The sequence below is a fragment of the Mucilaginibacter terrenus genome (assembly GCF_003432065.1).
GTDB classification, from domain to species: Bacteria; Bacteroidota; Bacteroidia; order Sphingobacteriales; family Sphingobacteriaceae; genus Mucilaginibacter; species Mucilaginibacter terrenus.
On sequence record NZ_QWDE01000002.1, the window covers coordinates 203,858 to 226,061 of the forward strand.

General features: G+C 44.4%; 20 protein-coding genes. 13 read left to right on the forward strand and 7 right to left on the reverse strand.

Annotated features, from left to right (window positions below; translation table 11 throughout):
* Positions 1-2: 2 nt before the first annotated feature.
* Positions 3-1,238, forward strand: coding sequence for a TlpA disulfide reductase family protein (locus DYU05_RS11505; protein ID WP_117383188.1), 1,236 nt, complete (start codon positions 3-5; stop codon positions 1,236-1,238).
* On the opposite strand, the gene DYU05_RS11510 is transcribed toward DYU05_RS11505, so the two are convergent.
* Positions 1,235-2,122: a menaquinone biosynthesis family protein gene (locus DYU05_RS11510; protein WP_117383189.1), complete on the reverse strand. Its 888-nt coding sequence runs from the start codon at positions 2,120-2,122 to the stop codon at positions 1,235-1,237. The genes DYU05_RS11505 and DYU05_RS11510 overlap by 4 nt on opposite strands.
* Before the next feature lie 34 nt (positions 2,123-2,156).
* On the reverse strand, positions 2,157-2,867 hold the full coding sequence (gene mqnB / locus DYU05_RS11515; protein WP_117383190.1) for a futalosine hydrolase: 711 nt from the start codon (positions 2,865-2,867) through the stop codon (positions 2,157-2,159).
* A gap of 77 nt (positions 2,868-2,944) precedes the next feature.
* Here mqnB and DYU05_RS11520 point away from each other — a divergent pair, with 77 nt between their 5' ends.
* The 4 genes from DYU05_RS11520 to DYU05_RS11540 all read left to right on the forward strand — a co-directional run bounded on the left by DYU05_RS11520 (position 2,945) and on the right by DYU05_RS11540 (position 8,767).
* Positions 2,945-3,361, forward strand: a complete 417-nt coding sequence (locus DYU05_RS11520; protein ID WP_117383191.1) for a 6-pyruvoyl trahydropterin synthase family protein — start codon at positions 2,945-2,947, stop codon at positions 3,359-3,361.
* Positions 3,362-3,370: 9 nt separating this feature from the next.
* The gene (gene folE / locus DYU05_RS11525) at positions 3,371-4,009 is read left to right on the forward strand and encodes a GTP cyclohydrolase I FolE (protein WP_117383192.1); all 639 of its coding nucleotides are present in this window, start codon (positions 3,371-3,373) and stop codon (positions 4,007-4,009) included.
* 69 nt (positions 4,010-4,078) lie between these two features.
* Positions 4,079-4,960: an ACP S-malonyltransferase gene (gene fabD / locus DYU05_RS11535; protein WP_205771867.1), complete on the forward strand. Its 882-nt coding sequence runs from the start codon at positions 4,079-4,081 to the stop codon at positions 4,958-4,960.
* Between the two features lie 63 nt (positions 4,961-5,023).
* Complete coding sequence (locus DYU05_RS11540; RefSeq protein WP_117383195.1) at positions 5,024-8,767, forward strand: sensor histidine kinase; 3,744 nt, start codon at positions 5,024-5,026, stop codon at positions 8,765-8,767.
* 70 nt (positions 8,768-8,837) lie between these two features.
* Here DYU05_RS11540 and DYU05_RS11545 read toward each other — a convergent pair whose 3' ends face one another.
* The gene (locus tag DYU05_RS11545) at positions 8,838-9,749 is read right to left on the reverse strand and encodes a hypothetical protein (RefSeq protein WP_235854007.1); all 912 of its coding nucleotides are present in this window, start codon (positions 9,747-9,749) and stop codon (positions 8,838-8,840) included.
* 248 nt (positions 9,750-9,997) lie between these two features.
* Between DYU05_RS11545 and DYU05_RS11550 the strand changes: the two genes are divergently transcribed.
* Positions 9,998-11,551 carry a glycoside hydrolase family 10 protein gene (locus DYU05_RS11550; protein ID WP_117383196.1) on the forward strand — a complete coding sequence of 518 codons (1,554 nt, stop codon included), beginning with the start codon at positions 9,998-10,000 and terminating at the stop codon, positions 11,549-11,551.
* 8 nt (positions 11,552-11,559) lie between these two features.
* On the opposite strand, the gene DYU05_RS11555 is transcribed toward DYU05_RS11550, so the two are convergent.
* From DYU05_RS11555 to DYU05_RS11565, 3 genes are all read right to left on the reverse strand, one after another.
* Entirely contained in the window at positions 11,560-12,357 is a 798-nt protein-coding gene (locus DYU05_RS11555) for a DUF1835 domain-containing protein (protein WP_117383197.1), read from the reverse strand.
* Between the two features lie 93 nt (positions 12,358-12,450).
* Positions 12,451-14,067, reverse strand: coding sequence for an ATP-dependent DNA ligase (locus tag DYU05_RS11560; protein ID WP_117383198.1), 1,617 nt, complete (start codon positions 14,065-14,067; stop codon positions 12,451-12,453).
* Complete coding sequence (locus tag DYU05_RS11565) at positions 14,064-15,119, reverse strand: ligase-associated DNA damage response exonuclease (protein ID WP_117383199.1); 1,056 nt, start codon at positions 15,117-15,119, stop codon at positions 14,064-14,066. Before DYU05_RS11565 ends, DYU05_RS11560 begins: the two co-directional genes overlap by 4 nt.
* A 109-nt stretch (positions 15,120-15,228) precedes the next feature.
* Between DYU05_RS11565 and DYU05_RS11570 the strand changes: the two genes are divergently transcribed.
* From DYU05_RS11570 to DYU05_RS11585, 4 genes are all read left to right on the forward strand, one after another.
* Positions 15,229-15,864, forward strand: a complete 636-nt coding sequence (locus DYU05_RS11570) for an MBL fold metallo-hydrolase (protein WP_117383200.1) — start codon at positions 15,229-15,231, stop codon at positions 15,862-15,864.
* 3 nt (positions 15,865-15,867) lie between these two features.
* Entirely contained in the window at positions 15,868-17,094 is a 1,227-nt protein-coding gene (locus tag DYU05_RS11575) for an ABC transporter permease (protein ID WP_117383201.1), read from the forward strand.
* 402 nt (positions 17,095-17,496) lie between these two features.
* Positions 17,497-17,877: a 30S ribosome-binding factor RbfA gene (rbfA, locus tag DYU05_RS11580; RefSeq protein WP_205771868.1), complete on the forward strand. Its 381-nt coding sequence runs from the start codon at positions 17,497-17,499 to the stop codon at positions 17,875-17,877.
* 6 nt (positions 17,878-17,883) lie between these two features.
* A complete protein-coding gene (locus tag DYU05_RS11585) occupies positions 17,884-18,576 on the forward strand; it encodes a peptidoglycan DD-metalloendopeptidase family protein (protein ID WP_117383203.1) in 693 nt (230 codons plus the stop codon).
* A gap of 1 nt (position 18,577) precedes the next feature.
* Here the strand turns inward: DYU05_RS11585 and DYU05_RS11590 are convergent, their stop codons facing one another.
* Positions 18,578-20,458: a DUF4153 domain-containing protein gene (locus DYU05_RS11590; RefSeq protein ID WP_117383204.1), complete on the reverse strand. Its 1,881-nt coding sequence runs from the start codon at positions 20,456-20,458 to the stop codon at positions 18,578-18,580.
* 129 nt (positions 20,459-20,587) lie between these two features.
* Here DYU05_RS11590 and DYU05_RS11595 point away from each other — a divergent pair, with 129 nt between their 5' ends.
* From DYU05_RS11595 to DYU05_RS11605, 3 genes are all read left to right on the forward strand, one after another.
* Positions 20,588-21,571 (forward strand): pyruvate dehydrogenase complex E1 component subunit beta, encoded by a 984-nt coding sequence (locus DYU05_RS11595; protein WP_117383205.1) that lies wholly within the window; start codon positions 20,588-20,590, stop codon positions 21,569-21,571.
* Between the two features lie 94 nt (positions 21,572-21,665).
* Positions 21,666-21,884: a zinc ribbon domain-containing protein YjdM gene (locus DYU05_RS11600; protein WP_117383206.1), complete on the forward strand. Its 219-nt coding sequence runs from the start codon at positions 21,666-21,668 to the stop codon at positions 21,882-21,884.
* An 84-nt stretch (positions 21,885-21,968) separates the two neighbouring features.
* Positions 21,969-22,202: a hypothetical protein gene (locus tag DYU05_RS11605; protein ID WP_117383207.1), complete on the forward strand. Its 234-nt coding sequence runs from the start codon at positions 21,969-21,971 to the stop codon at positions 22,200-22,202.
* The last annotated feature ends 2 nt before the right edge of the window (positions 22,203-22,204 follow it).

Sequence of the window (22,204 nt, forward strand, 5' to 3'; positions counted from 1 at the left end):
TCATGATTAAGAAATTATTGATAGGCTCGGTGCTTTTAGCCGGGCTTTCGCAAATAGCAACAGCGCAAACCAAACTTACTAAAGGGTTATGGCGCGGAGCATTAAAGACCACATCAGGCAACGAGATCCCCTTCAACTTTGAGGTAAGCGGAACAGGCAAACAGCAGGTTGCCATTATTAACAGCACCGAACACTTTAAGGTGCCTGAGGTAACCGGCAAAGGGGATTCGGTATTTATTAAAATGCCTTTGTTCGATTCGGAGTTCAGGCTCAAGCAGGATGCTGCAGGATTAAAAGGCCAATATATACGGCACCTTGGTGAAAAGGATGTAGCCATGGAGTTTGCAGCCACGCCCAATACCCCTTACCGCTTTTTTAAAGACACAGAGAAACCAAAGTATAATGTTTCAGGGCGTTGGTCGGCCATATTTGGCGAAGGCGACAGCAGGGACACTACCGTCGGTGAGTTTAAGCAAACCGGCGCAAAAGTTACCGGTACATTCCTGACCACCACAGGCGATTACCGGTACCTGGAGGGAGTAGTAAACGGCAATAAACTATACCTCAGCTGCTTTGACGGCGGGCACGCTTTCCTGTTCACAGCTAATATTACTGATGATAATACTCTTGCTGATGGAAAGTTCTACGCTGGGATCAGCGGTAAGGAAACCTGGACTGCTGTACGTAACGAGAACGCCAAACTGCCGGATGCTTATTCGCTTGCAGCCTTAAAGCCGGGTTACAAAAAGCTCGCGTTCAACTTTAAGGATATTGAAGGGAAACCCGTGTCGTTAGATGATCAGCGTTTTAAGAACAAGGTGGTTATTGTGCAGATACTTGGTTCTTGGTGCCCCAACTGTATGGATGAGACCGCTTACATGGTAAATTATTATAAGAAGTACCATTCCCGCGGAGTAGAAGTTGTCGGCCTGGCCTATGAGCGCACTACCGACTTCGCTAAATCTCAGCGAACATTGGCGCAGCTCAAGACCCGTTTCGACATCAAATATCCGCTGCTTATAACAGGATATACAAATAATAAGGTAGAAACAGCGAAAAGTTTACCTATGCTTACAAAAGTGGTAGGTTTCCCAACAACCATTATTATTGATAAAAGCGGAGACGTACGGAAAATACACACCGGCTTTAGCGGCCCCGGTACAGGAGAACATTACACAGAATTTATTTCTGAATTTGAGAAGCTGACTGATGATCTGCTGGCCGAGAAGGCCCTTTAAGGGTTAAGGAACAGATCGGCACTGATAGCAGGGATAATCTCCTTTTCCAGTGCAGTGTCGAACAGCAGCTTAACGGCTTTTTTTCCTTCAGTGCCCAGGTCCAACGAGTATTCATTAACGTAGAGGTCGATGTGTTTGTACATCACCTCTTCGCTCATTTCCTGCGCATGCGAGCGAATGTACTCGAGGCCGGATTTTGGATTGGCAAAGGCAAACTCTACAGACCGCTTAAGTACACGGTTCACTTTGTGCTGAATGTCGGCAGGCAAATTGCGGTTGGCTACTATTCCGCCAAGCGGAATCGCGCATCCGGTACGTTTCTCCCAGTAGTCGCCAAGGTCTATTAGCTTTGCAAGGCCACGGTCCTGGTAAGTAAAGCGGTTCTCGTGTATAATAAGGCCGAAATCAATAGTGCCGTTAATAACGGAGTTCTCAATTTCAGAAAATACGATCTCTGTTTTATTGGTAGCGTCAGGAAATGCAAGGCTCAGCAAGAAATTTGCGGTGGTGTACTTGCCGGGAATTCCGATTTTCGAACCCGCAACAACATCTGCCAGGCGTGAAACATCTCCGGATTGGTCAAGTTCGCTATTTACATTAACTGTACCCTCAAATGGCGGTTTAAATATCAGCATTGGCCCTACGCCAAAGCCAAGAGCGCTGCCACTATCCAGCAGGATATATTTTTCGGCTGCGTAAGCAAACGCATGGTAGCTTAACTTAGTTACATCCAGTTCTCCGCGGAAGGCTTTTTGGTTAAGCGTCTCCACATCATCATAAAACACCTCAAACTCCAGTCCTTCAGTATCTATTTTATGATGAATTAATGCATCAAATATAAAGGTATCGTTGGGGCAGGGCGAAAAGCCGATAGTTAATTTCATAAAAGTAGTATAACCGCCGCTGGCCTAGTGAAGACTAAAGTTTGTTAAAAGCTTTCAGGTCTTTGAGGAACGACACTGCAAAGTTATCCAGATTTTTAACAGCAAGCCCTATCTGCCAGTTGTCCCGGTTGCGCTTTTCGACATAATTTGACACAGCCCTGATTTGTATTGCAGGAATACCTGCGTGCTGGCAGGCGTAAAAGAAAGCAGCGCCTTCCATACTCTCCAGTTGTGGATTTAACCGCTCAGATACCTTATCTATAGAAGCTTTTTCACCATGAACGGTATTTACCGTAATGGCGTTTACTTTCTTAATGGTCTGCGAAAAGTGTCCTGACTTTGCACCTTCAAACAGATCCGCTACCGATTGGGTAGCCTTAAAGGTGCTTTCTCCTAAACCCATAATGCTGATGGGTAAAAAAGCGTCATCGTCTTCGGCACCTAATTCCGCTAACGTGTCATCGGTTATCTCCACCACTTCACCCAATGCTATACTGCGGTCAAAGCTGCCGCCAATACCCAAATTAACGGCAAGGTCATATTGGTTAGTGGCCAGCTCTTTACCTAAAGCAAAAGCGGTAGCAACCATACCTACGCCGGTTATTAACAAGGTATTCTGCAAAGATTCGTCGCTGCCAGGAATAGTAAAAATGTTCTTCTTCTCAGAGTCGGACACTCTAAAGCCAAAATCAAGTATAAAGCCACCTACCTCCATACCCGTGGCAGCTACAAACAAAATGCGCATATGGCGTTGTTTTTGACGGCTAATATAAAACATCTTGCCTGTTTTTGTTTTGTATATTTGCACCACTAATTGTTATGATGATACATATTACGCGCAAGGAACATTTTAATGCGGCACACCGCATGTATCGTGAAGAATGGAGCGCAGAGAAAAATTTCGAAGTTTTTGGTAAGTGTGCCAACCCCAACTGGCACGGTCACAACTATAATCTGTACGTTACGGTGAAAGGGGAGATAACGCATGCTACAGGTTATCTTATAGACCTGAAAGAATTGAAACAGATTATAAATGAGTATGTAATAGAAAAGCTTGACCATAAAAACATCAACATGGATGTGGAATTTATGGCCGGTAAAATGGCATCTACAGAACTGCTCACTATAGAAATATTCAATCAGCTAAAAGGACCTATAGAGGCTTATCCTGGTGTTTTCTTACATTCGGTAAAGCTGTTTGAAACAGAGAACAATTCTGCTGAATACTTTGGCGGGTAAACCTTAATCATGATAGACGACGATAACATTCCGGATAGGGATGCCGGTATTAACGGCTACCAAAAAATAGACAGATACAACCCCGAGCTTATTAAGGACCTGTCTGCCAACTACCATAAGGTTTTGGAGCTAATAGGAGAGAAGCCAGATCGTGAAGGTTTGCTTAAAACTCCCGAGCGGATGGCTAAAGCTATGCTTTTCCTGACCCAGGGATACGACCTGAGTGCTAAGGACATCCTGGAGTCGGCTATGTTTAAGGAAGATTATAGCCAAATGGTAATTGTAAAAGACATTGAAGTATACTCGATGTGTGAGCACCATATGCTGCCATTTTTTGGTAAAGCACACGTGGCTTATATACCAAACGGCCACGTTGTAGGTTTGAGCAAAATACCACGTGTTGTTGATGTTTTTGCGCGCAGGCTACAGGTGCAGGAACGCCTTACTAATGAAATACGTGATTGTATACAAGAAACCCTGCAACCCATTGGAGTAGGTGTGGTGATAGAATGCCGGCATTTATGTATGAGCATGAGGGGCGTACAAAAGCAAAACTCTGTAACTACAACTTCGGCCTTTACCGGCGAGTTTCTGAAGGAAAAAACCAGAACGGAGTTCTTAGACCTGATATCATCGAGGCTTAGCTAGAGATTAACATTACGGCACCACGTAGCCAATTACAAACTTTAAGTAATATCCTTTAGGGATAGTCACATTATGAAAGCATACATTTTCCCTGGGCAGGGTGCCCAGTTCCCTGGTATGGGTAAAGACCTGTACGAGCAAAGTGAGCAAGCAAAAGATTTATTCGAGAAAGCCAATGAGGTACTAGGTTTCCGCATAACAGATGTAATGTTTAACGGTACAGAGGATGATCTGAAGCAAACCAACGTAACTCAGCCAGCTATTTTTTTACACTCGGTTATATTAGCCAAGGTGATGAGTGACTTCCACCCGGAAATGGTGGCAGGTCACTCGTTGGGCGAATTCTCTGCGTTGGTTGCCGCCGGTGCGCTATCATTTGAGGACGGATTAAGACTGGTTGCAGCCCGTGCAAATGCAATGCAGAAAGCGTGCGATATACAGCCGGGCACAATGGCTGCAGTATTGGCCTTAGATGATTTTACGGTAGAAGACATTTGCCAACAAGTAAGCGATGTAGTTGTGCCGGCAAATTACAACTGCCCCGGGCAATTAGTTATATCTGGGAGTGTTGCCGGTGTAGATGCGGCATGCGAAAAGATGCTGGCCGCAGGTGCAAAGCGCGCTATGAAACTTAACGTGGGCGGCGCGTTCCACTCACCACTAATGGAGGCGGCACGAGTTGAGCTTGAGGCAGCAATCGTAAATACCGAAATTAACGAACCGGTTTGCCCGATCTATCAAAACATAGATGCCAAGCCGCATACAAGCGTAGACGAGATTAAGAAGAACCTTATTGCACAGCTTACAGGCCCGGTACGCTGGACCCAAACTGTTGAGCAAATGTTAAGGGATGGTGCAACCTTGTTTACCGAAGTTGGCCCTGGGAAAGTACTACAGGGGCTGGTTAAGAAGGTTAATAAAGAAGTACCTACTGCAGCGGCTGTATTAGGATAATTATAAAGCCATCACAATACGATGGCTTTGTTGTTAACATAATACTATATAGCTTATACCATTTTGACTACAGCCGGGAAAATACGTGGATTACTGTTGCTGCTGTTTATCAGCCTGCTCGTTACAGCAATATTTGTTGAGCGGACGTACTCTCCTGCAACTAACCTTTCTCAAACAGCCCAGCTTTTAGAAAAGAACCTGCACGAGCATGAGGCCGACGTAGCCGAGATAATAAATACGCCGGCTAAGTACCAGGAGGTAAAACGTTTTGCGGTAAATCATAAAGCGGCCCTGGATTACATTCAGGAGTATACTGTTGATAAGGGTATTTGGCTGCTTACTATGCAGAATGGACGTGTAAATTTCTGGAGCGGCCCCAAAATAGCGCCGGATAATGCCAGCACATTAACCGAAGGTAGTTCTTTTATAAAAACCACTAATGGCTATTATGAAGCTATAAAAAAGACAGAAGGCTCATTTTCTGCCGTTTTCTTTATTCCGGTTAAGTATGCCTATGCTTTCCAAAACAAGTACTTACAAAACATCTTTAATCCTAAACTTACTGAGGATACAAACATAGAAATAGCGGACTTTACAGATAAAGGTATATACGCGGTTCATAACGTTAATGGCAAATATCTCTTCTCGGTAAAGTTGATAAAGGGAGAAGTAAATAACCGCTTTTTTTATTTTGAACTCACAGTTTGGATATTAACTATACTTAGCCTGTGCATTCTGGTTCATGTATTGGTTACTTACCTTGCGCACCGTGGCTGGGTATACCTTTCGCTGTTAGCTTTGGCGTTGTTCATTGTAGCGTTCAGGTTTGTTAATTTGCATTACGGTTGGCCAAGCTTTACACAACCGTTAAAAATTTTTAATCCTCAGATTTATGGCTCTAGTTACGCTTATCCTTCACTTGGCGATTTTTGCATAAATATTCTTTGCATTTGCTGGTTTGTAGCTTACATGTATTCGCAAAGGGCCAGAATACTTAGGGCAACTCCGGGCAAGCTGGCAAGTTACCTTATTTACTTATCCTGCTTTGCTGCGTTGCTCCTAACGTCATCAAGCCTGCTCCAACTGTTTAATGGCCTGGTAATCGATTCTAAAATAAGTTTTGACGTAAACAATGTCCTCAACCTCTCACGATACAGTTTGGTTGGTGTGCTGATGCTTTGCTTTAGCTTCCTCACTTTTGTGTTGCTGACGGAAGTACTTCTAACTATATCCTTCAGGCTATCGATACCTGTTTATACGCAGGCCGTTATTTTTGTGATTGGCATTATAGCGGTCACTATAGCAGCAGTAATTTATGATGAGTTTAGCTTCTTCTATCTGTTATGGAGCATATTGGTGTTGTTGCGGGGATACTATTTTCTTCATCACCAACAAAAGTTTACAGCGGCATCATTTATCATGATCGTTTTGGTTTGCGCTGTTATTTCGGCAATAAAGCTCAACCATTTCGAAGAAGTTAAAGAAGAGAACAACCGCAAGTTGCTCATCCAGCGGCTGGAAGTTCCGGATGATGTTACAGCTGATACGCTGTTTAAAGAAATTGAACCAAAAATAATTCAAGAACCGGCAGTTATTAACTATTACAAATCCCGTGATCATATAAACGAGTACCTGGCTACCCGCTTGCAAAAGCTTTATTTTGACAGGTACCTGGCCAAGTATGAGTTTAAAGTGCATGCGTTTGATATGCGGGATAATCCGATATCGGGAGATAAAACGTACGAACTGAACGTTTTTAAAGATATGGTGCAGTATAGCGCCTTTAAAGTATCCAAATACTTTTACCGCGAAAACGAGTCTTTTGGATACCAAAGCTACTTTGCTATATTACCGGTAGTGGATGGTGCCAATACGTTGGGAACCATTGTTATAGAGTTAAAAGCACGGCCGTTGATGGTAGGCGGCGCTTTTCCTGAACTGCTAATTGACAGGAACGATCGTCCGGAAGATGAATTTAAGGATTATTCTTACGCTTTTTACACGGACAACAAGCTTATTGGCCAAAACGGCAATTACGTTTACAGCGTAGTAAATAATGAGTTTAAAGGCGAACTTAAAAAGTATACCATACAGGAAAGCAGTGGCAACATGGTTAGCTTTTTTAACAGGTTTACCCGCTATAGCCACCTCATTTATAAGCCAAGTGACAGAAACCTTATCGTTGTAAGTAAGCAGCGGAACATAGTAGCTTCTACAATAACGGCGCTTACCTTCTTTTTTGTGGTTATACTGGCGTTTTCATCATTGGTATTACTGGCGCGGCTGCTATGGCTTAGGGTAAAAATCCTGAATATAAATAATGACAGGATAAACTGGAACTTCAAGATAAACTTTGATAAGGTTTTGTACAAAACCCGCATACAGTTCTCCATGATATTTGCGGTTGTAATAACACTCATCCTGGTTGGTATCATCACTTTCGTTTCCATCAGCAAGCAATACCAAGGACAGCAGGACAAGAGCATACGCAATAAGATAACCTTGATATCAGCGGCACTGGAAGCGGCTCCTATTGAGAATTATATAAATGATCTGTCTGAAGAACGGAATGTTGATTTTGATAAACTTGCAGATAACTATTCGGCAGACCTAACGCTTTTTGACCTTAGTGGAAGGGTGCTGATGACCACGCAACCTAAAATATATCAGTCCGGCTTGCTCTCTCCCCGTATGAACGGTAAAGTTTACTTGACGCTTAAAGATCAGCAAAAATCTGAATTGGTTAATGATGAACGGATATCCGACCTGTTCTACAAATCGGCATATGCACCACTCAGGAATGCTAAACACGAAACCGTTGCTTACCTGCAATTGCCCTATTTTGCTAACGAGGCCGATTATAACGAACAGGTAGGGTCGTTATTGAACATTATGATAAACGTTTATGCGCTGGTGTTTATAGCAATAGGTTTATTCGCCGTTATAATTGCCCGGCAAATAACCGCGCCGCTAAACTTTATACAATACAACCTCAGCCGTACCATTTACGGTAAAAAGAACGAGCCGATTAAGTGGGAGCGCGACGACGAAATAGGTGCACTGGTAAAAGAGTATAATAACATGATATCTGCCCTGGAAAGCAGTGCCCGTAAGCTGGCCCAGAGCGAGAGGGAAACTGCGTGGCGCGAGATGGCAAAGCAGGTTGCGCATGAAATTAAAAACCCGCTCACGCCTCTTAAACTGGGGTTACAGTTGCTGGATAAGTCCTGGAAAGACAAGGACCCTAAATTTGACCAAAAATTTGAGCGCTTCAGTAAATCATTTGTGGAGCAGATAGAAAGCCTTTCCTCAATTGCATCCGAGTTTTCGGCCTTTGCTAAAATGCCGGATACCCGGATAGAGACAATAAATATTTTCGAGATGCTGGCACAGGCAGTCACCATATTTAAGCATATGGACAACGTGAAGATTTCGCTGCTAATGCCTAAAGATCCCTTTATGATAAGTGCAGACCGCGACCAGGTACTGCGGTGCTTTAATAACTTGCTTAAGAATGCAATAGAGGCAACGCCGCCGGAGCGTACCTGCCTGATACAAATAAATTACCTGGTGACCAGTAAAAACGTGCTGCTTACCATTAAAGATAATGGTAACGGCATACCGGAGAACATGCGGGATAAGATTTTTGAACCTAACTTTACTACCAAAAGTTCCGGAACAGGATTAGGCCTGGCCTTTGTAAAAAACTCTATTGAGAATGCCAGCGGTAAGATATGGTTTGAAACCAATATTGGTGTGGGAACTACGTTTTACCTCAATTTCCCGGCACTGGATAACAATGATTAATTAGAAAACATGAACCATAAAAAAAAGCGGCACCAGTAAGTGCCGCTTCTTTTTATGATGATTCTAAATTCTATTTCAAGAAAAAAGATGTTTTGCCCATTGTGTAACCATCTGCGTATAATATTACAGTATAAGTTCCTTTCTGGAAAGGAGAGTACGCCCAGTCGATAGTATATCCGCTGCCGTCGTCTTTAAAGTCAATGGCTGTTTTATAAGTGTATTGCAGGTCTTGGTTGTCGGCGTTAAACGTACCGGAGTCTGCAAGCGTTATCAGGTTACCTGTTGGGTCTATAATGCGTGCGTAAACATCATGCAGGCCTTTTTCCGCAACAGTGTTGCTGGCAACAGTGAAGTTGATTTTTATCTTTTGCGTGTTTTTGGCTTTTTTCTCTTCAACCTCTTTGCCGCTATTTTTTACTTTGTAAGCCACAACGCTTGCCACGCCAACCTTAAGTGCCGATGCTTCTTTTACCTTGGTATCCAGCTCTTGGTTTTGTTTTTCAAGTGTTGCAGCTTTAGTACTAACGTTGGCAAGGTTGGTCTTTAAAGTATCACGCTCAACAGTTAGGTTGGTGTTCTGCTTTTTAAGTTCCTCGATATCTGCAGTGTATTTGGTTACAAAGTACCGAAGTTGTTTAATGTCTTCCTGTGCTTTGCCAAGTTCCGCAGCGGTCAGCTGGCCTTTAGCCAATTTTTTACGCAGAACTTTAATAGTAGCTCTAAGAGAGTCGTTCTTGGCCTGCATCTCGGCACTCATTTTAGTGCGGCCAATGTTAACCTGTTCTATCTGTGCTTCCAGGCTGTCCAGCTCTGTTTGTAACCTGGTTTTTTCGTCGTTCTGATAAACTATTTTCGTGTCAGATTTATTCTTTTGCATGTACAGGTACACATCTGTGCCTAATAAAGCAACAACTACTGCTATTAAGAAATAAATAACATTAGAGTTCTTTTTCTGCGATTGTCCCGGTTGGTTTTCCATCATAATTGCTCTTTAAATTAATAAGCTAACCAGCTAATAATGGTTCTTAGTAAATGTATTTTGGGGTTAATAATTGCGTCACAAATCGACCACTAATATATAAAAATCCGTTTAACCATATAAATTGTAGGTTTTGCCAAAGTTAAAGTTGATAAAAGTAAAACACAAAACCGCCTGAATTATTATACCTAATAATAAAATGGCGTGGTGCCTAGTTTATATCTTTGCACCCTTAATTAAAAATCAGCTTAATGCAACGGCATAAAATACTGTTACTCTTAATTGTTTCGTTCTTTTTTATATTGCCATCCCAGGCACAGCAACCCTCAGCTACTGACAGCGTCCTTATTGCACCTAAACGCGAGTTTAGGGGTGTTTGGATAGCTACTGTTGTTAATTTGGATTGGCCACAAAACGCCCGGGCCAATGCCGAAAGCCAAAAACGAGATCTGGTTAATCAACTCAACTCGCATCAACAAACGGGTATAAATGCCATTATGTTTCAGGTGAGGCCCGCTGCTGACGCTTTTTACGCAAAGGGTAGGGAGCCTTGGTCAAAATATCTTACTGGTAAACAGGGTGTAGCGCCAGATTACGATCCGCTGGAGTTTGCCATTGCCGAATCACACAAGCGTGGAATGGAGCTGCATGCATGGTTTAATCCGTATAGGGCCACTTTTGACAATAAGTTTTTCAGCCTTGCTCCTGACCACATCACCCGGACCAAGCCGGAATGGTTTTTCATCTACGAGGGAATAAAGTTGTTTAATCCTGGCATACCGGAGGTACGTGAGTATATAGTGCAGGTGATCCTCGATGTAGTAAAAAACTACGATGTTGACGGCATACACATGGACGACTACTTTTACCCATACCCGGTAAAAGGCCAAAAAATAAACGATGCGGAGGCCTATGCGCAGTATGGCGGTGACTTTGATGACATACGCGATTGGCGCCGTGATAATGTTGACAAGCTGGTGCATATGCTGGCAGACAGTATTCATAAATATAAACCACGCATGAAGTTTGGTATAAGTCCGTTTGGCATATGGGCGAATAAGTACCAGAACCCCGAGGGATCCGGCACGCATGGTGGCTCGTCTTATTATGAGAACTTTGCTGACACCCGCAAGTGGATCAAAGAAGGCTGGATAGACTACCTTAGTCCGCAGATTTATTGGCAGATAGGCAACCGTGCAGCGGCATTTGACACCTTGCTTAACTGGTGGAGCAACAACACTTACAATAGGCATTTATATGTTGGGCAGGCGCCTTATCGTTTTTACGAGCCGCGCAGTCCATCTTTTAAAAACCCGTCTGAGATACCTAATCAAATGCGGATGATAAGGGAGAATCCCCGGGCGCAGGGCAGCATTTTCTTCAGGTCGCAAACGTTGATAGCCAATGCAAATCACCTTTCAGATACGTTAAAACGCGACTTCTATGCTTATCCGGCTTTGCCACCGCCAATGCTCTGGCTGGATTCTATACCGCCTAACCAGCCACAGAATATAATAGGTAAAGCTGAAAAGAAAAGCATCTTAATTAAGTGGGACGCGCCACTGCAAGCCCGCGATAACGAGCCTGTTTATGGTTATGTTATATACCGTTACACCGAAAATAGCGGAATTGACCTTAGTGATCCGGAGAACATATTGCACATACAATACGATACCGAGCCTATTTACCTGGACACCAACGTGCAGCCTGGAAAGACGTATTTTTACGTAGTTACCGCTATAGACAGACTAAAAAATGAAAGTGAGCGAACGCCTACCATAGCCGTTACCGTTCCGGTATTGTAATTACTGATTTATAAAGTAGTTATCAGTCCTTTATCAACTAACTGTTGTAAATAGATGTCAAGCTGTGCGTCTCCCATGCCGTATATCTTTTCGGTTTGCCAAAATTGGCGGCAGATGTCCCCCTTTTGGTTATAGCCAGCATTATAGATAGCTAATAGCTTGTGGTGGATGTGATTAAGGCCCTCGGAATCAACATGCAACCTTTGTACTTGTGCCTGCATTGCCGCCTTTAGGTTGTGCATATTGCCCCAAAAGGGAGTTTCTATTAGCCACTGCTCTAATAAAGCTTTATCTCCTATAATATACAGTTTCCATGCTTCGGCTGCAAGTGTAAAGTCATAGTCACTCAGCTGCAGCCTGATGTTATCATATAGATAATCAAGCTGTTCTCCATCAAGCTCGCCCATGCCATTAAAGTTATTTACACCCGGGAACTCATTTGGGCTGATGAGGTAAACAGCTGGTTGTGAGAGGTTTGTTTGCTGCCGCAAAAGCATCATCACTGCCAGAAGATTCACCTGGCAGTGGAGGTCAAACTCAAACCAGAGGTTTATCTCTTCGTATGGCTCATTGAGCATCTCGAGTGGCACAATCATGCCAGTATGGTAGTTTTCAGGTGTTTCGTTAAATGTACTGCACACCCAATCAGACCGTAATTGCCAAAATTCTGCCGAATCCACGTTTAATATAACGGGTCCTTCAGATAAAGCCTCTCGCCAGATCATAACATCACCATCGATGCCGGCCTGGTTAAACCCGGTTAAAGTTGCGTCGCCGTTGAGGATGTGGAGGGTTGTTGCATTCATATTTGGTGGTCAAAAACCTTCAAAAACCACACTTTTTTTAAATAATGTGTGACCAGAAAGATAACAAAATAAAACAGGCGTTACTATTAGCAACTATTCGTTCAGCAGGGCTCTCAGGCTCTCAATTGTGTCGGCTTCTTCCTTAGGTTTATCATGCCTCCAGCGAAGGATGCGGGGGAACCGCAAAGCAATGCCCGACTTATGCCGGGTAGATTTATTTATTCCCTCAAACCCAATCTCAAAAACCAGTTCGGGTTTAACGGTCCTTACCGGTCCGAACTTTTCCAGGGTGTTGCGTTTTACAAAATAATCAACCTTGTTTATCTCCTGATCTGTTAGGCCGCTATAGGCTTTGGCAAAAGGTACCAGTTTGTCGCCGTCCCATACGGCGAAGGTATAGTCGGTATATAGGTCAGCGCGGCGGCCATGGCCTTTTTGCGCGTAGATCATCACGGCGTCTACAGACAAGGGGTCTATCTTCCATTTCCACCAGTCACCGCGGCGGCGGCCCACCTGGTACGTCGCGCTTTTACGTTTTAGCATGATGCCTTCTGCGATCATGGCGCGCGATTGCTCCCTTGTCTTTTCCAGCTCGGCCCAACTGTTAAATGCTATTAAGGCCGATATACGGAACACATCCGGGAATGGTGTATCGGCCTGCAGTTGTTCTAATAAGCTGCGGCGCTCCGACTGGCTTTTGTATCTAATGTCCTCTCCATTGTATTCCAGGCAGTCGTAAACTATAGTTGCTACCGGGCTGTCAGCCAAAATTTTCTTGCTGAGGTTTTTACGGCCAATACGTGTTTGCAAAACGCTGAATGACATTGGCTGATCGTTTTGAAAGCTCAGGATCTCGCCGTCCAGCACAGTGCCGTCAGGCAGTGCATTCAAAAAGGGATGTAGTTCCGGGAACTTTTCTGTTGCCAGGTCCTCGCCGCGGCTCCAGATAAATATCTGCCCGTCGCGCTTTATCATTTGAGCACGTATGCCGTCCCATTTCCACTCGGCCTGCCAATCTTGTGCCGCACCAAGCGAATGTTCAATCTCATCAGCCGTTTTACCTTTATCAGAGGTCTCCTGTATAGGATACGCCAGGAAGAACGGGTACGGCCGGGATATGTCATCACCTGCATGTTGTTCCTGCACCAGCTGTTCAAAGGTGTAGTCTTCCGGCATCCAGCTGCCCATTATACGGTGGGTAAGCGCCGGTGCCTCTATACCGGTAACATCTGCCAGGGCTTTTACCACCAGGTTTTGCGAAACCCCTACACGGAAACTTCCGGTAAGCAGCTTATTAAAAACAAATCGCTCCTGGTTATCCAGCATCGCCCATGAATTTAACAGCCATTGTTTCTTTTCGTCTTCGGTTTTAACGGCAAGGGTGTTTATCTCTGCTATCCACTCCGTTAGTGTTTTACTGCTACTCTCGTGGCTTTCGGGCATTAACAAAGTCATAGTCTCGGCAAGATCGCCTACTACATGGTAGCTTTCTTCAAAAAGCCACGCCGGAATGTTCGAAGCTTCCATTGCCCAGTTACGTATCAGCGTAGAATTGATCTGCCGTTTGGGCTTTCTGCCGGTAAACAAGGCAAGCATATGCATCTTGTCTGTATCAGGCACGCTGGTAAAGTAATCCTTCAGCACCTTTACTTTCTCGTTGGTTTTGTTCGTTTCGTCTAAGGAGAGGAATAGCTGTGCAAATGCTTTCATGCGTCTGCCTCCTTCACTTCTGCTGTTTCTTTTTTCTCTTCGTTTTCAGTAATGGTAGCATCTTCTTCCTCTCCGCCGTACAGGGTATGCACCTCACGGGCGTTAAAGCCAATTTCGTTAAGATAGCGGGTGAAAGATGCGGTGTAGCCATGAGTGAGGTAAACGCACTCGCAGCCCGTAGCATCTATGGCGCTTACCAGGCCGTTCCAGTCGGCATGGTCAGACATTATGAAACCTCTATCCGCAGCCCTGCGCCTTTTCGCGCCTCTTATGGCCATCCAGCCGCTGCAATATCCAAAGCTATAGGGTTGAAACTTCCGCATCCACGGTGTGCCAACTGCCGAAGGCGGCGCGAGGATGATTCCCTTGCGCACTTCCTCTTTTGGCGAATCGAAAGTGATCCGGTGCGTAGGGTTGAGGACTACGCCATTGCGGCGAAGTGCTTCATTGGTGTTTTCGATAACCCCGTGTGTATAAACCTTGCCGATGCTGAGATCGAGGTTTTGCAGGATGCGCTGCGCTTTACCCAGCGAGTAGCCAACTATTATGGTACCAAGTCCGTTTTCCACATTGCTTTGCCACCAGCTGTTCACATCAGTAAATAACTGCGATTGTGGTTTCCAGGTGTAAACCGGCATACCAAAGGTACATTCGGATATAAAGTGATGACATTTAACCGGTTCAAACGGGGTAGATATCCCGTCGTCCTCAGTCTTGTAATCGCCGGATACCACCCAAACCTGCCCCTTATAACTTACCCTTATTTGTGCCGAACCAATAACGTGTCCTGCGGGGAACAGGCAAACTTCTACACCGTTCTTTATTACGGTTTCGCCGTAAGCTACGGTTTGCAAGTTAATGTCGCCCAGGCGATAGTAAAGCACCTCGCGCGACAGCTCATGCGCAAGGTAGCGCTTGTGCCCTACATAGGCATGGTCTGCATGGGCATGCGTAATTACCGCATCGTCCACGGGTTTCCATGGGTCGATGTAAAAATCGCCGTGTTCGCAGTAAATACCGCGGTCGGTAAACTCTAGCAGTGGTTTGGCCATATGTAACTTATTAAACCAGCAGCAGCACAATAAGTTTGATGTACTGCCCCGCGGGTATTATGTGCCTTTATGCTTCTGCTTTTATGCTATAATAAACTAGCTTTGCGGCATGGCTAAGCTAAAATCCTTCGTCAACAACCCGTACCAGGAGAACACTTATTTATTGTATGGTGATAGCGGCGAATGCGCCATTATTGACCCGGGGATGTATACTTCGGCGGAGCAAAATGCAGTAGTAAATTTCATAACGGAAAATAGTCTAAAGCCAGTAATGCTGCTTAACACGCATTGCCATATAGACCACGTACTGGGTAACAAATTTTTGTTTGACCAATACGGCCTAAAGCCGAGGTTTAACATAGGGGAAAGCGAAACGCTTGCATCGGTAGTGGTGTATGCCCCTGCAATGGGGTTCAGGTACGATGCCTCTCCACTGCCAGACGAGTATTTGCCCGAAAGCGGTACCATTACATTTGGCCATACATCAGTGGAGCTGATTTTTGCCCCGGGACATTCGCCCGCGCACCTTTGTTTTTACGACAAGGAAGACAATATTTTGATAGGGGGCGACGTACTGTTTCGAAACAGCATAGGACGTACAGATCTTCCCGGCGGCAACCACAATCAGCTGATAGAAAATATAAGGCTGAAACTTTTTGTTCTCCCGGATGATTGTACGGTATACCCGGGCCATGGTCCCGAAACTACAATAGGTTACGAAAAACAGCACAATCCTTACCTGTAAAGTTTGAATACATCCATTTACATAGCCAAGCGATACCTGTTCAGCAAGAAGCAGACGCATGCCATCAACATTATTTCGGGCATATCCATGCTGGGGGTATTGGTGGGCAGCGCAGCGCTTATAATCATACTATCGGTGTTCAACGGCTTTGAAGAGGTTATTCTTTCTCTGTACAGCGACTTCACACCCGAAATAAGGATAGAGCCGAGGCTGGGAAAAACCTTTGATCCGAATACGCCGTACCTTGCAGCGCTGAAAAAAGATGGCCGGATATTTTCTTACACCCCTGTATTGCAGGAAAAGGTGCTGCTGAGATACGGCGACAAACCTTTTATTGGAACCATTAAAGGCGTAAGTGACGACTTTCTGAAGAAGAAGGACTTAGACAGCGTACTGCGGGCAGGATCGTTCACCCTTAAAGACGACCGGTACTACTACGCCGTGATAGGCACAACCATAGAGCAAAGCCTTGGTGTAAGTATAAAAGACCAGTTTACCCCGCTACAGATCTACTCGCCCAGGCGTACCAGCAGCAATGCGGCAAACCCCATGAACGACTTTGCCTTCCGGCCAATAACCCCCTCCGGTGTATTTTCTATCCAGGCAGAGTTTGATGACATGGTGATTGTGCCTATTGAATTTACCCGCGACCTGCTGGACGAGCCGGTAAAGGTTTCGGCTGTAGAGATAAACCTGAAACCAGGCACAAATATAGATGATGTGCAAGAGGAGATTACAAATAAGATAGGTAACAGCTACGTAGTTAAGAACCGAAAACAGCAAAATACCGAACTGTATAAAACCATTAATTACGAGCGCTGGTCCATTTTCATGATCCTTACTTTTGTACTCATCATTGCCATTTTCAACATCATCGGTTCTCTTACCATGCTGGTGATGGATAAGCGTAAAGACATTGCCATACTTACCAGCCTGGGTGCAAGCAAAACCTTAATACAGGGGATATTCTTTTTTGAGGGTATGATGATATCTATGGTGGGGCTAGTAATTGGGGTGGCCGTGGGTACTTTGGTATGTATTGTACAGCAGCAGTTTAAACTCATAAAAATGGGTGCCGAGCTTTCCGTACTGGACGCTTACCCAGTTGCCTTTAACCCGGGCGATTTCTTATTGGTATTTGTTACCGTACTCTTTATAGCCGTTATCGCTTCGGGCATTAGCGCCCGCTTAAGTGTAAAAGGCTTGGACGAGATAAAGCAAGATCTGTAAGGTTGTTAATTGTTGGGATGGCCTTTGTCCTTTTGTCAGTCTGAGCTTGTCGAAGACCTATACACTCGCTAATGGTTCGACAGGCTCACTATGACAGGTTCATTCGTGTCAGTCTGAGCATGTCGATGACTTGTACGTCCTGTTAATGTTTGGACAGTCTCACCATGACAATTTCATTATCATGTTAGTCTGAGCTTGTCGAAGACTTGTACACCTCGCTAATGGTTGAACAGGCTCACCATTACAATTTCATTATCATGTCAGTCTGAACTTGTCGAAGCATGCGCACGTTCTAAACTTTCCACAGTTCAACCTTAAAACAAAAAAAACGCTAGCTTTAACCATCGCCATGGTGGGGTTAAATAAAACAAACTCATTTACCTAAACAGCGTTATAATTATCATGGAATCAAAACGTCAGCAAAAATTTGCCGGGGTGATACAGCAGGACCTCGCCGCCATATTTCAACGCGAAGGGATGCATTTTCTCCCAAATACCCTTGTTACCATAACCAAAGTGCGTGTTACGCCCGATCTCGCCATAGCACGTGTGTTCCTCAGTTTTTTTAATGGTGCCGATGACCAGCAGTCGTTGCAAACGGTTAAATCGCATGCATCGGAGATCCGTTATAAACTTGGTGCCCGCATAAAGGACCAGGTGCGTATAATACCACAGCTGGAATTTTTTATTGATGACACCAGCGACTACGTAGAGCGCATGGATAAAATTTTTGATAAAATCAGTAAAGAAGACCGCCAGCCAGACACCACCAGCGAAAGCTAAATCGTAATGAATGCTACTGATAAGTTAGCTGCCGCGCTGGGAAAATACCAGGGTAGCATTGGCCGCGTTGTAGATTTTAATAGTGCTACAGATAAACTGTTGCCGTTGGACCTTACGGCTGCAAACAGCGAGCTGACGGCGGAGTTACTGGCAGATACAAAAGCTTTCGGGCGTTGGATAGATCAGAAGCTTGCCGCTGCCGAAGCGCGCTACGCTATTGGCGGGTACATGGAGCACCGCACCATTTACAGCCGAAGCGCACATTTCAACACAGCTGATGAGCCGCGCCGGTTACATTTAGGGATAGATATTTGGGGCAATGCCGGCACACCGGTTTATGCACCAATAGATGGCGTTGTACACTCCTTTGCAGACAATAACAACTTTGGCGACTACGGCCCTACCATTATTTTACAGCATAACGTAAATGGGCTTACACTGTTTAGCTTGTATGGCCACCTAAGCAGAAAAAGCCTGGAAGGGCCTTACGAAGGCAAGGCGGTTAAGGCAGATGAACAGATTGCCACCTTAGGTGCCGACGACGAGAATGGCCAATGGCCGCCGCACTTACATTTTCAGCTGATGCTTGATAATGGCGGTATGCGGGGAGATTACCCAGGGGTGGGCAAGTACTCGCAAAAGGAAATGTATGTGCAGAACATTCCCGATCCGCGCTTGTTGTTGAGGTTCATAAAATAGTTTAGGGCCTCTTTTTTACAAGGTATACTCCGTCCAGGTTACTTACATCAATATCGTTGCCCTGCTTGCTAAAACTCACAAAGCTGATCTTGAATGTCACTTCGTAATTTGCCGATGTGCTTTTAAAGGTTAATAAATTATCAGGTATAATTTGTGGGTCTAACCTTTCCTTACTTTTTGCTGCTCTTATAGCCTGTGGTAATGTTTGTGCCAATAGCTTCCGCATATCAAACTGCACAAGGTCCGAGTTGAGCTTTAATGAAAAAACGTCTTCCTTTTCTAGTACTTGTCTTATGCTTACATCATTAACCACATGTACCGTAGTATCAACGGTATAATAATCATGCATAATTGCCAAATCGTACCCTTTTGTAAAAACAGTATTCCGGCTTTCTATGGTAAATTCATACCTTTCCTCTTTCTCTGCAGTATCTGTCACATAAGGATAATACCCCGCGTACTTTTTCAGGCCAAGCCGCTTTAATGCCCAAACGGTTTTTTTTGAGCGCAGTTCATATCTGCTCAGGTAGTCGTGACTGTCTTTCTGTGTTGTTTTTTCCAAGGAGTCGGTTATGATGCTTAACGGTTCCTTAAAATAAGGCTGTAGCGAGGTAAGGTCGTGCTTCTCTACAAGGTAAGATAATATTGCGGCGGCTTTTTCACCATCATCCTTATTTGCCCGTGTACTATCAAACGGCATAAGCACATTATCTTTCACCAATTTGTTTTTTTCAAATAACCTGACCATTCTTTCCCGTTGCGAATATTTCGAAACTGAAAAGGCGCTTTGTGGCCCATAGGTAGCTAGTAAAGCTAATATGCACAGGCTTATAGGTATTAGTTTGATATTTTGCTTTTTACTGATCAGGAAGTAAGCGGTTACCCCCACGAGCCACACACCTAAAGCGAGCAAAAAGTAGCGCATCTCTGTAATACCGTATGTAAATATGCGCGCACCCGCGGCGGTAAAAAGTAATGACAACAAGGGAATTAGTAAAAAGTAGAAGCTCTTTGCATAAGTCTTAAGCCATGTATTCTCTGCTTTTTCCCGTACGGGGTAAACAAGGAGGATGGACAAGATGCCAAATACCGCATATCCGAGTATCAGGCTGGATACCAAACCTTTCGGCAGCATCCACAAAGCGATAATCTTTACTTCATAGGCTAACAGTATGGCAACGTATAAGGTTGCCAAGGGAATGAGCACGTACTGGGTAAATACCTTAAGGCCTTTAGGATAACTTTCATCAGCATCAAGCGCTTTGGTATCTTCTGGTATGCCGGAAAGAAAGAACAAGGTGTTAAATATCCCTGCTATCCAGGTAAATACTTCTTCGAATATTTTGCCCGTAGTTTCTATATTGAACAAGAAGTGCACAGAGCCAATAGCTGCAGCTATGCCTAAAAACAACACCCCGCTATATAATGCGCTGGTTAAAAACCGCAGGAACAAAGTTTTGTTGAACTGCCAGAAACCCTGGATGTGTCCCCGTCCGGTGTAAGCGGCAAAAGCAACCAGCAAATGAAAGGCAAGGCTGAAGATAAAGAACCGGATGACGTTTGATGAACTGCCAAATGGATCGAGTGCAAAAAGGAGGAGGATGCTTACGGCTACTGCCCCAAACCGCAGGGCTAATTTTTGCACAGATGACATTTGCCTGCTTTGAATATACAGGGTAGCCGAGAGGCAGAGCAGCACGCCTAAATTAGCCATCATCATAAGGCGGGTGCACCAATTGTAAAGAGGGCCGTAGTAAGTATCAGACTCTATTTTAACAGTACAGGCAATGGTCCCTGCAAGTGCAAACACAATTTCGAGCGGGAAACGTTTAATTGTTGCTAGTGCACTTTGGGCAAGACTTTTTATTGAGGGGAATTTCATGCTTTTTAAGGCTTATGGTGAGCACAATGTAACAAATAATATATAATTGTTTGGCCATAGAAACCTCAATTGCTTTTTACAAGTTAGTGCTTATATTTGCCACGCTAAAAAACATCATTTAATTACATAATGAGAGAGATACAATTCAGAGAAGCCCTGCGTGAAGCCATGACGGAAGAAATGCGCAAGGACGAAAATATATACCTGATGGGCGAAGAGGTTGCCGAATATAACGGCGCTTACAAAGTAAGCCAGGGTATGCTCGACGAATTTGGCGCTAAGCGCGTAATAGATACACCTATCTCTGAGTTGGGTTTTGCCGGTATTGGTATTGGTTCGGCTATGAACGGCCTGCGCCCGATCATCGAGTTCATGACCTTTAACTTCTCGCTGGTAGCTATCGACCAGATCATCAACGGCGCAGCCAAAATGATGTCTATGAGCGGTGGCCAGTTCTCTGTACCAATTGTTTTCCGCGGGCCGACAGGTAATGCAGGTATGTTGAGCTCTCAGCACAGCCAGTGCTTCGAGAACTGGTACGCAAACTGCCCTGGCCTGAAAGTGGTTGTTCCATCTAACCCATACGATGCTAAAGGCTTATTAAAATCAGCCATTATCGATCCTGATCCGGTTATCTTCATGGAGTCGGAAGTTATGTACGGCGATAAAGGTGAAGTACCTGAAGAGACTTATTATATTGAGATAGGTAAAGCAAAGGTTACTAAAGAAGGTACTGATGTTACCCTTGTCGGTTTCGGTAAGATCATGAAAGTGGTTAACGCTGCAGCTGCCGAGCTTGAAAAAGAAGGCATTCACGCTGAAGTGATTGACCTGCGTTCTGTTCGTCCTATCGACTACCCGACCATTATAGAATCGGTAAAGAAAACTAACCGCCTGGTGATCGTAGAAGAAAGCTGGCCATTAGGTTCAATAGCTACTGAAGTTGCCTTTAAGGTACAAAAAGATGCGTTTGATTACCTTGATGCACCTATCCTGCGCATTATGGGTGGAGACGTTCCCCTTCCTTACGCACCAACCCTGATACAGGAATATCTTCCAAACCCGGAGCGTGTAATTAAAGCAGTAAAAGAAGTAATGTACGTTAACAAGTAATTGTTATTGTCTTGAAATAACAACAAGAAAGCCTCCCAAATCGGGAGGCTTTCTTGTTAATCTATGTATGTAGTTTTTCACCTATAAAAGTGTTATGGACGAGTTGATTGTAAAGGATAGTAATGGTAATCGTTTAAGCGATGGCGATAGTGTAACATTGATCAAGAGCCTTAAGGTAAAAGGCGGTGGTACCACCCTTAAACAAGGCACTTTGGTGAAAAATATAAAACTCACCGACAATGACGAAGAGGTTGATTGTAAAGTAGATGGAATGAAGATAGTACTACGGACAGAGTTTCTAAAGAAGCGGTAACAAACGGGAGTTGGACATCAATGTCGGGTGGTTGTTCATTACTTAACGTATTTGGTTTTAAATTAAAAACTTGTATCTTTAAAAATGCCCACGCAAGAAAACCGCAAGTTGTTTTTCCCGCTGCTGATTTTTATTGGCATGGTGGCGGTGGGTGTTAATACCATTAACAAGGCCATAGCCTCGCACCAAACCTGGCGGCTTGTTATCGCGGTCATCCCAACCATTATGTTCAGTGCGGCTACTGTACTGGTTATTATGAAATACAAGTATGGTAGCAAAGAATCTGAAGAAGAGACCGATCACCACACCATAGACTAACT

Coding starts and splice junctions, on each gene's coding strand:
- DYU05_RS11600 (WP_117383206.1), top strand. CDS start 21,666: ATGGACGAGTTGATTGTAAAGGATAGTAATGGTAATCGTTTAAGCGAT.
- DYU05_RS11560 (WP_117383198.1), bottom strand. CDS start 14,067: ATGAAAGCATTTGCACAGCTATTCCTCTCCTTAGACGAAACGAACAAA.
- DYU05_RS11520 (WP_117383191.1), top strand. CDS start 2,945: ATGATACATATTACGCGCAAGGAACATTTTAATGCGGCACACCGCATG.
- DYU05_RS11605 (WP_117383207.1), top strand. CDS start 21,969: ATGCCCACGCAAGAAAACCGCAAGTTGTTTTTCCCGCTGCTGATTTTT.
- DYU05_RS11585 (WP_117383203.1), top strand. CDS start 17,884: ATGAATGCTACTGATAAGTTAGCTGCCGCGCTGGGAAAATACCAGGGT.
- DYU05_RS11555 (WP_117383197.1), bottom strand. CDS start 12,357: ATGAATGCAACAACCCTCCACATCCTCAACGGCGACGCAACTTTAACC.
- DYU05_RS11570 (WP_117383200.1), top strand. CDS start 15,229: ATGGCTAAGCTAAAATCCTTCGTCAACAACCCGTACCAGGAGAACACT.
- folE (WP_117383192.1), top strand. CDS start 3,371: ATGATAGACGACGATAACATTCCGGATAGGGATGCCGGTATTAACGGC.
- DYU05_RS11505 (WP_117383188.1), top strand. CDS start 3: ATGATTAAGAAATTATTGATAGGCTCGGTGCTTTTAGCCGGGCTTTCG.
- fabD (WP_205771867.1), top strand. CDS start 4,079: ATGAAAGCATACATTTTCCCTGGGCAGGGTGCCCAGTTCCCTGGTATG.
- DYU05_RS11545 (WP_235854007.1), bottom strand. CDS start 9,749: ATGATGGAAAACCAACCGGGACAATCGCAGAAAAAGAACTCTAATGTT.
- DYU05_RS11550 (WP_117383196.1), top strand. CDS start 9,998: ATGCAACGGCATAAAATACTGTTACTCTTAATTGTTTCGTTCTTTTTT.
- rbfA (WP_205771868.1), top strand. CDS start 17,497: ATGGAATCAAAACGTCAGCAAAAATTTGCCGGGGTGATACAGCAGGAC.
- DYU05_RS11590 (WP_117383204.1), bottom strand. CDS start 20,458: ATGAAATTCCCCTCAATAAAAAGTCTTGCCCAAAGTGCACTAGCAACA.
- mqnB (WP_117383190.1), bottom strand. CDS start 2,867: ATGCGCATTTTGTTTGTAGCTGCCACGGGTATGGAGGTAGGTGGCTTT.
- DYU05_RS11510 (WP_117383189.1), bottom strand. CDS start 2,122: ATGAAATTAACTATCGGCTTTTCGCCCTGCCCCAACGATACCTTTATA.
- DYU05_RS11595 (WP_117383205.1), top strand. CDS start 20,588: ATGAGAGAGATACAATTCAGAGAAGCCCTGCGTGAAGCCATGACGGAA.
- DYU05_RS11565 (WP_117383199.1), bottom strand. CDS start 15,119: ATGGCCAAACCACTGCTAGAGTTTACCGACCGCGGTATTTACTGCGAA.